Source organism: Streptomyces sp. NPDC058464, from assembly GCF_042721035.1.
In the GTDB taxonomy this organism is placed as follows: domain Bacteria; phylum Actinomycetota; class Actinomycetes; order Streptomycetales; family Streptomycetaceae; genus Streptomyces.
In genome coordinates this window covers 177,691-192,072 of the sequence record NZ_JBHXMA010000024.1, presented here as the reverse complement: position 1 = coordinate 192,072, position 14,382 = coordinate 177,691, and the positions used below count along the sequence as shown (strand labels likewise).

Below are 14,382 nucleotides of genomic sequence, written 5' to 3'. Positions count from 1 at the left end.
GCGTTGACTTTTGGCACGCTGTTGAGTTCTCAAGGAACGGTCGCTTCCTTTGTACTCACCCTCTCGGGCTTTCCTCCGGGCTTCCCTTCGGTGTTTCCAACCTTACCAGATCCGTTTTCCGTTCCGTTTCCGGTCGGAATCCATTTCCGGTGGCCGTTGGAGGGCCTTTGCCTGTTCGATTGCCTTTCGGCTCTCTTTCGGCGAGTCCGACTTTATCAGAAGTTCTTGGCCGGTCTGACCGGCCACTCATTTCTGAGTAAATCGGAGGGTGGCTTCGATGTTCGGAGAGAACTCTCCGTTGTGAAGCAGATCGATTCTAACGATCGGCCCTGAACCTGTCCAGTTCTAGGCAACTGTTTGAATCTACCTCCCCGGCCAACCCGTGTCAACAGGTCTTCCGGGACGAAGAGGAGACTAGCAGCTCACGGGAGGGGTCCGCACATCAGGCGGCCGTTGGGACGAACGCGCTGCGCTCGGTCTCCTCGAGGTCACCCGTCTCACCGGCGCGAGCGGCACGGCCCCCGAGGACAAAGACGTACGCCAGGAAGGCCAGCTCAGCCACTACTCCGATGCCTATGCGTGCCCAGGTCGGCAGGCCGGACGGGGTGACGAAGCCTTCGATGGCGCCGGAGACGAACAGGACCAGGGCCAGGCCTATCGCCATGCCCACGGCGGCGCGGCCCTCTTCCGCCAGGGCCGTACGACGGCTGCGGGGGCCGGGGTCTATGAGAGTCCAGCCGAGGCGGAGTCCGGTTCCCGCGGCCACGAAGACCGCGGTGAGTTCCAGCAGCCCGTGCGGGAGGACCAGGCCCAGGAAGGTGTCGAGGCGGCCGGCCGAGGACATCAGGCCGAAGCCGACGCCCAGGTTGAGCATGTTCTCGAAGAGGATCCAGAGGACCGGAAGGCCGAGAAAGACGCCCAGGACCAGGCACATCGCGGCGGCTCTGGCGTTGTTCGTCCACACCTGGGCCGCGAAGGAAGCCGCGGGATGGCTGGAGTAGTAGGTCTCGTACTCGCCGCCGGGGCGGGTCAGCTCGCGCAGCTGGCTGGGGGCCGCGATGGTCGACTGCACGTCCGGGTGGGTGCCGATCCACCAGCCGAGCAGGATCCCTACCGCGGTGGAGATGAGCGCGGTCGGGACCCACCAGTGGCGGGAGCGGTAGACGGCAGCCGGGAATCCCTGTCCGAGGAAGCGGGCGACATCGCGCCAGGACGCGCGGCGGGTGCCTGTCACCGCGCTGCGCGCGCGTGCCACGAGCTGGCTGAGGCGCCCGGTGAGCTGTGGATCGGGAGCGCTGGACTGGATCAGGGAGAGATGGGTGGCGGTGCGCTGGTAGAGCGTGACGAGTTCGTCGGCCTCGGCTCCGTTGAGGCGTCGCTGGCGGCGGAGGAGCGCGTCGAGGCGGTCCCACTCGGCGCGGTGTGCGGAGACGAAGACGTCGAGGTCCATCGGGTCTGCCTGCTCCTCGGCTGGTCGTCGACTGCCTGTCGTAGCAATGTCGCAGCTGTCAGCTTGTCGTACTGCGGCGCGATGTGTGCTCAGCTTGGCAGACTTGCGCTGTACAGGGCAGACCAGGGGAAGGCGGCGGGCGTGAGTGAGCTGGTGACCGGTGAGGCGGTGGCGCTCGAACTGCGTCCTGCGAGGCTGCCCAGCAGGGCGCTGGCCGTGCTGCTCGACCTGATCGTCGCCTTCACCGTGTACATCGCCGTTTCCATAGGCCTGGCGGCCGCCACGGCCTCGCTCGACGACGCCGCGCAGATCGCCCTGGCGATCGCGGCCTTCCTGCTGGTGCTGGTCGGTGCGCCGATCGCGGTGGAGACGCTGAGCCACGGCCGCTCGCTCGGGAAGATGGCGTGCGGACTGCGGGTCGTGCGGGATGACGGCGGGCCCATCCGGTTCCGGCATGCGCTGGTGCGGGGCGCTCTCGGCGTGGTCGAGATTCTGGCGACGTTCGGGGTCGTCGCCTGCATCGCCTCGCTGGTCTCGGCGCGCGGGCGGCGGCTGGGGGACGTGTTCGCGGGGACCCTGGTCGTGCGGGAGCGGGTGCCCGTCGGGCAGACCCGTTTCGTTCCGCCGCCTCCGCCCTGGCTCGCGGGACGTTTCGCCGGGCTGGACCTGTCGGCCGTTCCGGACGGGCTGTGGCTCGCGGTCCGGCAGTACCTGACGCGGATGCAGCAGCTCGATCCGCAGGTCTCGTGGACGATGGCCGCGCAGCTCGCCGGCGATCTCGCGAGCCGGACGGGGACTCCGGCGCCACCGGACATTCCGCCGGCCGCATATCTGGCGGCGGTGGTGCAGGAACGGCAGGCCCGCGAAGCCCGACGGGCCTTCGCCGACCATGCTCCTCCGTCTTCCGGTGCCCCCGCCGGGTACGCGCCTCCGGCACCCGGTACGCCTCCGGCACCCGGTATGCCCCCGGTATCCGGTATGCCTCCTGGCCCTGTGCCTGCCCCGGTCCCTCAGCCGCCGGCCGCGCCCGTCGCTCCTCCCGCGGCGGCGACCGAGCGGCCCGCCACCGGATTCGTGCCGCCGGCGTAGGCGCGGTTCGGCCCGTCGGCCCACCGGTTCGTCGGCCCGCTGTTCAGTCGTCGGGGTCCTTGAAGACCGACGGCGGTGACTGCAGGTCCTCCAGCTCGATTCCGGGGGCTGCCAGGACCACGTCTCCGGCGAGGTGCACCAGGTGCTGTTCGCCCGTGTCCAGGGCTGTGACCTGGTATTCGTCCACCGTCAGAGGGCCGTTGTCAGTGGCGTGTGTTTCTCTTTCCATCAAGGCCCAGGACTGGTCGACGGTGCGGGGGGCGAGGACCGGGTCCGTGAAGGCCACGAGGCGTACCCGGGTCGCGGCGGAGGAGGGGGTGAGGCGCAGCAGACGGGCGGTGGCGACCAGGAACGCGGGGGACGTGCCGGTGAAGGCATGGGCGCGCACATTGCCTTCGGTGGCATGGATGCCGGTGGGGTCCGTGCGGACCCAGGTGACGCCGTCCAGGGCGGCGCCGCGCACCTGCCAGCCCCCTGCGTGGAGTTCGAGGCGGATGGGTCGGCCGAGGTCGTCGAGGGCGAGATCGACCGAGCCGCCGTGGTCACCGGAGGGGGTGGTCACTTGGGAGACATAACGCCAGCCGGAGGGGCCGGGGGCGCACTGGAAGTGTTCTTCGCCGAGGGGGGTGTGATCGTGCGGATCGTGGAGCGAATAGCGGCCGCGGGGCATGGGGGTCCTGAGGCTTGACGGGGTGTGGGTCCGGCACCCGGACCCGCGGTACGGCCGCGCGGGCGGTCGACGGGCCAAAGGGGCAGGCCCCCGGCACGGGGGTGCGGGGGCCTGCCTCGGCGGACCGGAGGACCTGCCGCCGGGAGAGCGCGTCGGTGCACGGGTGCGCTTCCCGGTGGGCAGGGCCCGGGCTCAGTAGCGGTAGTGGTCCGACTTGTACGGACCCTCGACCTCCACGCCGATGTACGCGGCCTGCTCGGGGCGCAGCGTCGTCAGCTTCACGCCGAGCGAGTCCAGGTGCAGGCGGGCGACCTTCTCGTCGAGGTGCTTGGGCAGCGTGTAGACGCCGACCGGGTACTCGTCGGGCTTGGTGAACAGCTCGATCTGGGCCAGGGTCTGGTCCGCGAAGGAGTTGGACATCACGAACGAGGGGTGGCCGGTGGCGTTGCCCAGGTTCAGCAGGCGGCCCTCGGAGAGGACGATGAGAACCTTGCCGTCGGGGAAGGTCCAGGTGTGGACCTGCGGCTTGACCTCGTCCTTGACGATGCCGGGGACCTTGGCGAGGCCGGCCATGTCGATCTCGTTGTCGAAGTGGCCGATGTTGCCGACGATGGCCTGGTGCTTCATCTTGGCCATGTCCGAGGCCATGATGATGTCCTTGTTGCCCGTCGTGGTGACGAAGATGTCGGCCTTGTCGATGACCTCGTCGAGGGTCGTGACCTGGTAGCCGTCCATCGCGGCCTGCAGGGCGCAGATCGGGTCGATCTCGGTGACGATCACGCGGGCGCCCTGTCCGCGCAGGGACTCCGCGCAGCCCTTGCCCACGTCGCCGTAGCCGCAGACGACCGCGGTCTTGCCGCCGATCAGGACGTCGGTGGCGCGGTTGATGCCGTCGATCAGCGAGTGGCGGCAGCCGTACTTGTTGTCGAACTTCGACTTGGTGACGGCGTCGTTGACGTTGATCGCCGGGAACAGGAGGACGCCGTCGCGCTGCATCTCGTACAGGCGGTGGACGCCGGTCGTGGTCTCCTCGGTCACGCCGCGGATCTCGGACGCGAGCTGAGTCCACTTCTGCGAGCCGTCCGTGATGGTGCGGTGCAGGAGTTCGAGGATGACGCGGTGCTCGTCGGACTCGGCGGTCTCCAGGCCGGGGACCTTGCCGTCCTTCTCGTACTCGACGCCCTTGTGGACGAGGAGGGTGGCGTCACCGCCGTCGTCGAGGATCATGTTGGGGCCGCCGGTGGGGCTGTTCGGCCAGGTCAGCGCCTGCTCCGTGCACCACCAGTACTCCTCCAGGGTCTCGCCCTTCCAGGCGAAGACCGGGACACCCTGCGGGTTGTCCACCGTGCCGTCGGGGCCGACGGCGATGGCGGCGGCCGCGTGGTCCTGGGTGGAGAAGATGTTGCAGGACGCCCAGCGGACCTGTGCGCCCAGGGCGACCAGGGTCTCGATCAGGACGGCGGTCTGCACGGTCATGTGCAGGGAGCCGGTCACGCGAGCCCCGGCCAGCGGCTGGGTCTCGGCGTACTCCTTGCGGATCGCCATCAGGCCGGGCATCTCGTGCTCGGCGAGGGTGATCTCCTTGCGGCCGAAGGCGGCCAGGGAGAGGTCGGCGACCTTGAAGTCCTGTCGGTTGTCGACAGTCGTCATTGCGAGCTGCTCCTCGGGTTGGGTCGAGGGTGGTTACGGCTGGTCTGCGCGGCGGCGGACACAGGGGTGCCCGAAAGGAGGACACAGGCATGCCCACGTACGCGCAGCGCAGTCCGTCGGAGGCCCTCTCTCCCTCGGACGGTCCATGTGGAACCGCCCGACCGCCATCAGCAGCGACGTCTGGCTCCGTCCCAAGCTACACCGGAGGAGCGGGCCGTCCCCAGTCCGCCTCCGAACAGATCACGCCGTTCGAGGAGGGTGAGCGTGGTCGGTGGGAGTGCCGGCGGGGGTGCGCGGGGGCTGCGCCGCCTTGGGTGGCGAGGGTGTCGGGGGATCGGCCTGGTCGATCCGGTCGGCCCTGCGCGCACGGGGCATGTGGTGTCCGGGCGGCGGATGACGGCGGGCCCGCTCCCTGGCGGGTCGAGGGGAGCGGGCCCGGGCCCGTGCTGTCGCGCGGAGGGGATCAGTGGTCGGCAGGGTGGGGGTTCGGGCCGCCCGGGGTGGCTTCCGGGTCGGGGCCCTTGGCGGCCTCTGCCTCGTTGTAGATGTCGGGTTCCAGGTAGATCACCCGGGCGATGGGGACCGCGGTGCGGATGCGGGCCTCGGCGGCGTTGATGGCCCTGGCGACCTCGGCGGCCGTGTCGTCGTGCTGGACGGCGATCTTGGCGGCGACGAGGAGTTCCTCGGGGCCGAGGTGGAGTGTGCGCATGTGGATGATGCCGGTGACCGTGTCGCCGTCGACGATGGCGGCCTCGATCTTCTCGACCTCCTCGACGCCCGCGGCCTCGCCGAGCAGGAGGGACTTGGTCTCGGCGGCCAGGACGAGGGCGATCAGGACGAGCAGGACACCGATGCAGACCGTGCCGATGCCGTCCCAGACGCCGTCGCCGGTGATCAGGGCGAGGCCGACGCCGAGGAGGGCGAGGACGAGGCCGATGAGTGCGCCGAAGTCCTCGAGGAGGACGACCGGCAGCTCGGGGGCCTTGGCCCGGCGGATGAACTGCGACCAGGACAGCTTGCCGCGCAGCTCGTTGGACTCCTTGATGGCCGTCCGGAAGGAGAAGCCCTCGGCGATGATCGCGAAGAGGAGGACGCCCACCGGCCAGTACCAGTGCTCCACTTCGTGGGGGTGGTTGATCTTCTCGTAGCCCTCGTAGATGGCGAACATGCCACCGACCGAGAAGAGCACGATGGAGACGAGGAAGGCGTAGATGTACCGCTCGCGGCCGTAGCCGAAGGGGTGTTGCGGGGTCGCCTCGCGCTGGGCCTTCTTGCCGCCGATGAGCAGCAGGAACTGGTTGCCGGAGTCGGCGAGCGAGTGGACGCCCTCGGCGAGCATCGACGAGGAACCGCTGAACGCGAACGCCACGAACTTCGATGCCGCGATCGCGAGGTTGGCTCCGAGTGCCGCCACGATCGCCCTGGTGCCGCCTGACGCGCTCATGTGTTCGCGTTGTCCCTTCTCGTTCTCGCCGTCGTCCGTCTACGCCGGTACTCGTCTTTGCCCGTGCTTTGCCGGAGGGTCATTCTTGCAGCCCCCTCGGCGAGAGATACGGACCCCCTCAGACGATCACCGTGGCACGGAAGACCGTGCCGGCGCCCGACACCTCCGCCTTCTCACCCGCGGGGACGAACACCGACCGGCCGGGGGCCAGGTCGTACTCGCCGACGCGGACCGTGCCGGCCGTGCAGAGCAGGATCTGCGGGGTCTGCAGGGTGAGGTCGTGGGCGGCGGTGCCCTCGGGCAGGACGTACCGGGAGAGCCGGAACTCGTCGATCGGCGTCTCGTAGACCTCTTCGCCGTCCGGGGCGGCCTCGGGGCGCAGCACGCCCGCGTCGCCCGCCTCGAAGCGGACGACGCGCAGGAGTTCGGGGACGTCGACGTGCTTGGGGGTCAGGCCGCAGCGCAGGACGTTGTCGGAGTTGGCCATGATCTCGACGCCGAGGCCGTTGAGGTAGGCGTGCGGGATGCCGGCGCCGAGGAAGAGGGCTTCGCCGGGCTGCAGGCGCACGTGGTTGAGGAGCATGGCCGCGATCACGCCGGGGTCGCCGGGGTAGTGGTGGGCGATGTCGGCGTAGGGCGCGTAGTCGCCGCCGAGGCGGGTGCAGGCGGCCGTGGCCTCGGCGACCGTGTGGGCCATCTCCTCGCGGTCGGCGCTGAGGATCGCGGTGAGAACCTCGCGCAGGGCCGCTTCCTCGGGGTGGGCGCGCAGCAGGTCGACGTACGGCTTGAGGGAGTCCACGCCGAGCCCGTCGAGGAGTTCGGCCGTCCGCTCCGGGTCACGGAAGCCGCACAGGCCGTCGAACTCGGTGAGGGCGCAGATCAGTTCGGGCTTGTGGTTGGCGTCCTTGTAGTTGCGGTGCGGGGCGTCGATCGGGATGCCGCGCCGCTCCTCGTCCTCGTAACCCTCCCTGGCCTGTTCCAGGTTGGGGTGCACCTGGAGGGAGAGCGGGGCGCCGGCGGCGAGGATCTTGAGCAGGAAGGGCAGGCGTGGGCCGAACCTGCCCACGGCCGCCTCGCCCAGTTCGGCCTTCGGGTCCGCGTCGATGACCTCGACGAGCGTGCCGCGCGCGGTGCGCGAGGGGGCACCCGGGTGTGCACCCATCCACATCTCCGCCTGCGGCTCGCCGCTGGGCTCGACCCCGAGCAGCTTCGGGATGGCGGTCGTCGAACCCCAGGCGTAGGGGCGGATGGTGTTGTCGAGGAGATCCATGACTTCTCTCTGCCGGTTCTCTGCGGGCAAGGGCGAACAAGGTCGTGCGGGGGCGCACGGCGGCGGCGGTGTTCACCTCGTGTTCCCCTACCGGTTCGCCTCGGTACGCCCCTCAGGTCGTCCTTCGTACGGCGGGCCCGGTGTCGGTGTCCACCTCAGGCCCCCGAAGCGAGCGTCAGGTAAACGGCGGCGAAATCCGTGACGGCGATCAGTTCCGCCAGGGTCTCCAGCTCGTCGCCCGCCTCGGGCTCCAGCTCGCTGATCGGGGTGTCGTGGCTGAGGGCGAGGTCGCGGGCGGCGGGTGCGGCGGTGAGGCCGCCGATGGGGCGGTCGCGGAGCAGCACCACGCGCGCGTGCAGTGCGGGTGCCTCGTCCACGCGGTCGCGGAAGAAGTCGTCGGGGTCGGCGCTGGCGGCGAGCGGTCCGGCGAGCAGGGCGGTGTGGGCCGCCAGGGCCTCGGGGAGTTCGGCGACCAGGGCGGGTCGGCCGGCCAGTTCGGCGAGGGCGGCGGCGAAGCGGCGGCCGGCCGGGCCTGCCGAGCCGCCCTCCGTCCAGACCACGGGGAGCGCGTCGGCGAGTTCCGCGGCGAGGGTCTTGGCCGGGTTGCTGTAGGTCACGATGGCCGGGCCGCAGCGCTCGGCGATGCGGTCGAGGCGGTCGGCGACCTTCTCCAGGTCCTCCGGCGGGGCGGTGACCAGGCCGATCCGGTCGAGGAGGGCGAGCAGCGGGGTGAGCAGCGCCCACAGGACGCCCGGGGAGGAGCCGGCGAGCGGCTCGCCGTGGTCGTACGGGGCCGTCGCCATCGGCATGAACAGGCCGTGGGCGCCGGCCACCGCTTCTTCCAGCGGGGTGCCGGCGGGGGCCACGGCGGCGACCGAGCAGCCGCGCCGGTAGGCCTGGTCGGCGAGGAGGGAGAGGCTGGGTTCGGTGCCGTCCGGGGTGGCGATCAGCAGCAGGTCCACGGAGCCGGCCCAGCCGGGGAGCTCCCAGCGCAGGGCGCCGGCGGCCGGGGCGACGCCGGTGGGGGCCAGGCGGGTGACGGGGCTGCCGGGGCCGGCCAGCGTGCCGAGGAGGTCGGCGGCGTGGGTGGCGGCGACGCCGGGGCCCGCGATCAGTACGGCACGCGGGCGGCCGTCCGGCTTCAGCTCCTGGACACCGGCCTCGGTGGCGTGCCGGGCGGCCGTACGGACGCGGGCGCCGGCCTCGGCTGCGCCGCGCAGGAGACCTCGGCGGTCGGCCTCGGCGAGGCCCTCCGGGGTGTCGAGCAGCGATTCGTCGAGCATGGAGCGGCCTCCGGTTGCCGGGGTCCTGATGTTCTGGTGTTCCGCGGTTGTGGTGCCTACTGCCTACTGCCTACTGCTTACGCGGGGCGGCGGGCCTCGTCGACGAGGAGGACGGGGATGTCGTCGCGGACGGGGTACGCCAGGCCGCAGTCCTGGCCGGTGCAGATCAGCTCGGCGTCCTGCTCCTTGAGGGTGGCGTGGCAGGCCGGGCAGGCGAGGATCTCCAGGAGGCCGGCTTCGAGCGGCATGGGGGTTCCCTTCGGGGGTGGATGTTCGCGTGCGGTCAGGTTACCGCCGGTGGGGTGGGTTGGGCTGGCCGTCGGTGACGGGTGGCCGTCCGCCGGGGTGACCGCCCAGGGGGCTCCGCCCCCTGGACCCCCGAGACCCTCGCCCACCCACCACCCGACTCGGCAAGTTGAGAAGCGAGGGCGGGGCGAGGTGACTCGGGTGGGTCGCAAAGCGAGGGCGAGGCCAGGTGACTCGGGTGAGTCGCAAAGCGAGGGCGAGGACGAAGTGACTCGGTGAGGCGCAAAGCGATGGCGAGGACGAAGTGACTCGGTGAGGCGCAAAGCGATGGCAGGGCGAAGTGGCTCGGCCGACCGAGAAGCGAAGGCAGGGCGAGCAGGGTGACTCGGCCGGCCGAGAGCAACCCGGAGTGCAGGGTGGCTCGGTAGGCCGAGAGCAACCCGGGGTGCAGGGTGGCTCGGTCGGGGAGCCGGGCTCACGCCCTGATGATCGCCAGGACCTCGTCGCGGATCTTCGTCATCGTCGCCTCGTCCCTTGCCTCCGCGTTCAGCCGCAGCAGCGGTTCCGTGTTGGAGGGGCGGACGTTGAACCACCAGTCGGCGGCGGTGACGGTGAGGCCGTCGAGGTCGTCCAGGGTGACGTCGTCGCGGTCGCCGTAGGCCGCGCGGATCTCCGCGAGGCTGGCCCGCTGGTCGGCGACGGTGGAGTTGATCTCGCCGGAGCCGGTGTAGCGGTCGTACTGGGCGACGAGGGAGGACAGCGGGCCGGACTGGCCGCCGAGGGCGGCAAGCACGTGCAGGGCCGCCAGCATGCCCGTGTCGGCGTTCCAGAAGTCCTTGAAGTAGTAGTGGGCCGAGTGCTCGCCGCCGAAGATCGCGCCGGACCTCGCCATCTCGGCCTTGATGAAGGAGTGGCCGACGCGCGTGCGGACGGGGGTGCCGCCGTTCTCCCGGACCACCTCGGGGACGGTCCAGGACGTGATCAGGTTGTGGATGACCGTGCCCTTGCCGCCGTTCTTCGCCAGCTCGCGCACGGCCACCAGGGCCGTGATCGCCGACGGGGAGACCGGCTCGCCGCGCTCGTCCACGACGAAGCAGCGGTCCGCGTCGCCGTCGAAGGCCAGGCCGAGGTCGGCGGACTCGGCGCGCACGCGCTCCTGGAGGTCCACGATGTTGGCGGGGTCGAGCGGGTTGGCCTCGTGGTTCGGGAAGGTGCCGTCCAGCTCGAAGTACATCGGCACCAGGGTCAGCGGCAGGCCCTCGAAGACCGTCGGGACCGTGTGGCCGCCCATGCCGTTGCCCGCGTCGACCACGACCTTCAGCGGGCGGATGGAGGTCAGGTCCACGAGCGAGAGCAGGTGGGCCGCGTAGTCCGACAACGTCTCCCGGGTGGTGATCGTTCCCGGCGCGGCGGCCGGCTCCGGGGCGCCCTCCTGCATCCAGCGCTCGGCCAGCTCCCGGATCTCCGTCAGGCCCGTGTCCTGACCCACCGGCGCGGCTCCCGCACGGCACATCTTGATGCCGTTGTACTGCGCGGGGTTGTGCGAGGCCGTGAACATCGCGCCCGGCAGGCCCAGTGCGCCCGAGGCGTAGTAGAGCTGGTCGGTCGAGCAGAGGCCGATCTCGGTGACGTCGACGCCCCGGGCCGCGGCACCGCGCGCGAAGGCGCGGGACAGACCGGGCGAGGAGGGCCGCATGTCGTGGCCGACGACGATCGCGGCGGCACCGGTCACCTGGACGAACGCGGCGCCGAACAGCTCGGCGAGTGCCTCGTCCCACTGGTCCGGAACCACCCCGCGCACGTCGTACGCCTTCACGATCTGCGACAGATCAGCAACAGCCACTGGCCAACCCTCCTGAAATCCTCTCGGTCGCCCCAAACTACCTGTTCCGGGTGAGGGGCCGACGCGGGATCCCCCGGCGGACGCGCGGCGGATGCCCGGCGGCCTCCTGGCTGTGATCTGCGGCGATCCGGTCTCGGTGGGTCGAAGCCGGTCTCGGTGGGTCGAAGCGGGTCGCCGCGCGTCGAAGCCGGTCGCCGCGCGTCGATACCGGTTGCCGCGCGCAAGCCGATCGCCGTGCGTCGATATCGGTCGCCGCGCGTCGAAGCCGGGGCCGTGCGTCGATGCCGGAAGCCGTGCGTCGATGCCGGAAGCCCTCCGTCGACGCCGATTGCCCTTGGCCGAAGCCGGTCGCCGTGCGTCAAAGCCGATGCGGTGCGTCAAAGCCGGTTGCGGTCGGTCGTGGTCGGTCATAGTCGGTCTGGTCGGTCTGGTCGGTCGAAGTCGGTTGCGGTCGGTCGAAGCCGGTGGCTCACGGCAGCATCCAGCTCAGCACCGGCCCGCTCTGCGCCACCACGATCAGGCACATCACCAGCAGCAGTCCGAGGCTCCACGGCAGCACCCTGCGCAGCAGGTCCCCCTCCCGGCCCGCCAGGCCCACCGCCGCGCAGGCGATCGTGAGGTTCTGCGGGGAGACCATCTTGCCGAGCACGCCGCCGGAGCTGTTGGCGGCCGCCAGGAGTTCCGGGGAGAGGCCCGACTCGTGGGCGGCGCTCACCTGGAGGGCTCCGAAGAGAGCGTTGGCCGAGGTGTCGGAGCCGGAGACGGCGACGCCGAACCAGCCGAGGACCGGGGAGAGGAAGGCCAGACCCACACCCGCCGCCGCCACGAAGTGGCCGATCGTCGCGGCCTGTCCGGAGAGGTTCATGACGTAGGCGAGGGCGAGGACGGACGTCACGGTGAGGATGGCGTACCGCAACTCCCGTACGGTCGCCGCCCATTCCGCGACCACCACGCGCGCGTGCACGCGCAGGACGGCCGCCGTGGCGATGCCGGCGAACAGGACCAGCGTGCCGCCCGTGGCGACGATCGGCCAGGTGAAGAGATTTCCTCCGACCGGTTCACCCTTGGGGTTGACGACGTCCAGGAAGGGCCAGTCGTAGACCCGGTTCGCCTTCGTCAGCCAGTCCTTGACCGGCGGGATCTGGGCGACCGAGAAGACCGCGATGATCAGGGCGTACGGGGCGTAGGCGCGCAGGACTTGGGGCCGTTCGTCGCGCACGTCCAGGTCGGCGCTGCGGGCGCCGGTGAGGACGGCCACGCGGACCTCCTCGGTCGCCGGTACGCGCGCGTGCGGTACGGCGAGGAGGGCGGCCGCGCCTGCCAGGGCGGCGCAGATGTCGGCGAGTTGGGCGGAGAGGTAGTTGGAGGCGGCGAACTGGGCGACGGCGAAGGCGACTCCGCACGCCAGGGCCGGCACCCAGGTCTCTCGGAGCCCGCGTACGCCGTCGACCAGGCCGACCAGCACCAGCGGCACCACCAGGGCGAGGAGCGGGGTCTGGCGGCCGACCACGGAGGCGACCGAGTCCAGGGGCAGACCGGTGACCTGAGCGAGCGTCACCACCGGGGTGCCCATCGCGCCGAAGGCGACCGGGGCGGTGTTGGCGACCAGGGAGACCACGGCCGCGCGGACCGGGTCGAAGCCGAGGGCGACGAGCATCACCGAGCAGATCGCGACCGGGGCACCGAATCCGGCCAACGCCTCGAGGAGGGCGCCGAAGCAGAAGGCGACCACGAGGGCCTGGATGCGCGGGTCGTCGGAAAGTCGCCCGAACGAGCGGCGCAGGACGTCGAAGTGGCGGGTGCGGACCGTCATCCGGTACACCCACAGGGCGTTGACGACGATCCACAGGATGGGGAACAGGCCGAACGCGGCGCCCTGCGCGGCGCTGGAGAGGGTCTGGTCCAGCGGCATGCGGTAGGCGAGCCGCGCGACGAGTACGGCCGCGAGAAGGCCGCTCGGGCCCGCCAGGTGCGCTTTCACGCGGACCCCGCCGAGCAGGACCAGGACGATCAGCAGCGGCAGGGCCGCGACGAGGGCGGACAGGCCGAGCGAGTCGGCGACGGGTTCCAGTTCCTGGACGTACACGGGCGCCTCCCCGGGTTCCGGCATGCGGAAAGCGATTTCCCGCCGACGGTCACCCGGAATGGTCGCGTCCATGACAAGCGCGCGTCAATGGGTGTGCAGCACGGGAATGCGCGCGCATGAAAGGCAACCGGAGGGCAATCGGAAAACAACCGGAAGGCGACAGAATGAGCGGTGGGCCCGGGGAGACGTCAGTTGTCCGGCGACCGCAGCACCCGCAGGTGGCCGCGGCGCGCGACCTCCATCGGGTCCGCCCCGCGACCGCCGCCGCCCGCTCCGGCCGCCCGCTCCTGGGGGCGAGCCGCCTCGCGCACCGCGTTCGCGAGGGCTTCCAGGTCGTCCCCGCTCGGACGTGCGGGAGCGGAGCTGTCGAGGAGCCGGACGACCTCCCAGCCGCGCGGGGCGGTGAGGCGCTCGGAGTGCTCGGCGCACAGGTCGTAGCAGTGGGGTTCGGCGTAGGTGGCGAGCGGGCCGAGGACCGCGGTCGAGTCGGCGTAGACGTACGTCAGCGTCGCGACGGCGGGTCGGCCGCAGGCGGTTCGCGAACAGCGACGTACAGGGCTCACGACGTTGGACGGTACCGCACTCTTGAGCGGGCCGCGACGACTCTCCCCCAGGTCACTCCACCGTGTCGGACTGTGAAACGCCCCACACACCCCTCCGGACACGCCCTGCTGACCTGCGCGGAAGGGGTCGTCCGGGGTCATGGTCGGCGCCGCATCCGGTCACGAGTCTGTACAAACACCGTCAATTGCCTTGAGCTCGCCGGTCTCGTGAAGATATGGAAACGAGCCCAACCTTGGCTGGAATGGTCATCCTGCGACATGCCGTACCGGGCGGTCCCGGTGCGTGGGGCGGCGCGGCCGAAGCCCGCGAGGACTACGCTTCACCAGTGATGGACAACCGTGTACCGCCCCGTGCCGCCGGCCCCGGGCCTCGTCGACGCGATCGCCACGGTCGGGGCATGCGCGGGCCGATCGCACCACCTCAGGTGCCGCTGGCCGCGAGCCGCGCCGACGTGTTCGCGGACCTGGTGCAGGACTCCGTGGAGCGACTGGAGCGGCGCTGGCCACAGCTCGCCGACATCGATTTCCTGGTCCTCGAAGTACCCCGGCTCCAGGATCGGCACGGCGACAGCTGGGACGACGAGGCGGTGCCGCTGGGCGGCATCATTCCCGCGCGCGAGGGACGCCGGGCGCGGGTGGTCGTCTACCGGCGGCCGGTCGAGATCCGCACCAAGGGGCGCGACGAGCGGGCCGCGCTGGTGCACGAGGTCGTCGTGGAGCAGGTCGCCGAGCTGCTCGGCCTCACCCCGGAGACGGTCGATCCCCGGTACGGCGAGGACTGAGCCCCC

13 protein-coding genes are annotated in these 14,382 nt (G+C 71.0%); 3 read left to right on the top strand and 10 right to left on the bottom strand.

Annotation, left to right across the window (positions count from 1 at the left end; genetic code table 11):
- Positions 1 to 333: hypothetical protein (locus tag ACFWPQ_RS29725; RefSeq protein WP_384041255.1), on the top strand; the 333-nt coding region annotated here is incomplete at its 5' end.
- 109 nt (positions 334 to 442) lie between these two features.
- Here ACFWPQ_RS29725 and ACFWPQ_RS29720 read toward each other — a convergent pair.
- Positions 443 to 1,450, bottom strand: a complete 1,008-nt coding sequence (locus ACFWPQ_RS29720; RefSeq protein WP_384041251.1) for a stage II sporulation protein M — start codon at positions 1,448 to 1,450, stop codon at positions 443 to 445.
- A gap of 141 nt (positions 1,451 to 1,591) precedes the next feature.
- Between ACFWPQ_RS29720 and ACFWPQ_RS29715 the strand changes: the two genes are divergently transcribed.
- On the top strand, positions 1,592 to 2,539 hold the full coding sequence (locus ACFWPQ_RS29715; RefSeq protein ID WP_384041248.1) for an RDD family protein: 948 nt from the start codon (positions 1,592 to 1,594) through the stop codon (positions 2,537 to 2,539).
- Positions 2,540 to 2,582: 43 nt separating this feature from the next.
- Here ACFWPQ_RS29715 and ACFWPQ_RS29710 read toward each other — a convergent pair whose 3' ends face one another.
- From ACFWPQ_RS29710 to ACFWPQ_RS29670, 9 genes are all read right to left on the bottom strand, one after another.
- A complete protein-coding gene (locus tag ACFWPQ_RS29710; RefSeq protein WP_384041245.1) occupies positions 2,583 to 3,209 on the bottom strand; it encodes a hypothetical protein in 627 nt (208 codons plus the stop codon).
- Positions 3,210 to 3,401: 192 nt separating this feature from the next.
- Entirely contained in the window at positions 3,402 to 4,859 is a 1,458-nt protein-coding gene (gene ahcY, locus ACFWPQ_RS29705; RefSeq protein ID WP_384041242.1) for an adenosylhomocysteinase, read from the bottom strand.
- Between the two features lie 463 nt (positions 4,860 to 5,322).
- Positions 5,323 to 6,303, bottom strand: a complete 981-nt coding sequence (locus ACFWPQ_RS29700) for a cation diffusion facilitator family transporter (protein ID WP_384041239.1) — start codon at positions 6,301 to 6,303, stop codon at positions 5,323 to 5,325.
- A gap of 118 nt (positions 6,304 to 6,421) precedes the next feature.
- Positions 6,422 to 7,573 carry a mannose-6-phosphate isomerase, class I gene (gene manA / locus ACFWPQ_RS29695; protein WP_384041236.1) on the bottom strand — a complete coding sequence of 384 codons (1,152 nt, stop codon included), beginning with the start codon at positions 7,571 to 7,573 and terminating at the stop codon, positions 6,422 to 6,424.
- Between the two features lie 155 nt (positions 7,574 to 7,728).
- On the bottom strand, positions 7,729 to 8,856 hold the full coding sequence (locus tag ACFWPQ_RS29690) for an SIS domain-containing protein (protein ID WP_384041232.1): 1,128 nt from the start codon (positions 8,854 to 8,856) through the stop codon (positions 7,729 to 7,731).
- 77 nt (positions 8,857 to 8,933) lie between these two features.
- Entirely contained in the window at positions 8,934 to 9,104 is a 171-nt protein-coding gene (locus ACFWPQ_RS29685; protein ID WP_089102354.1) for a Trm112 family protein, read from the bottom strand.
- A gap of 473 nt (positions 9,105 to 9,577) precedes the next feature.
- Entirely contained in the window at positions 9,578 to 10,945 is a 1,368-nt protein-coding gene (locus tag ACFWPQ_RS29680; RefSeq protein WP_384041229.1) for a phosphomannomutase/phosphoglucomutase, read from the bottom strand.
- Between the two features lie 469 nt (positions 10,946 to 11,414).
- Positions 11,415 to 13,031 carry an L-lactate permease gene (locus tag ACFWPQ_RS29675; protein ID WP_384041279.1) on the bottom strand — a complete coding sequence of 539 codons (1,617 nt, stop codon included), beginning with the start codon at positions 13,029 to 13,031 and terminating at the stop codon, positions 11,415 to 11,417.
- Between the two features lie 188 nt (positions 13,032 to 13,219).
- Entirely contained in the window at positions 13,220 to 13,645 is a 426-nt protein-coding gene (locus ACFWPQ_RS29670; protein ID WP_217550991.1) for a DUF3499 domain-containing protein, read from the bottom strand.
- 278 nt (positions 13,646 to 13,923) lie between these two features.
- On the opposite strand from ACFWPQ_RS29670, the gene ACFWPQ_RS29665 reads away from it, so the two are divergent.
- Positions 13,924 to 14,376 (top strand): metallopeptidase family protein, encoded by a 453-nt coding sequence (locus ACFWPQ_RS29665; RefSeq protein ID WP_361287333.1) that lies wholly within the window; start codon positions 13,924 to 13,926, stop codon positions 14,374 to 14,376.
- Positions 14,377 to 14,382: the final 6 nt, after the last annotated feature.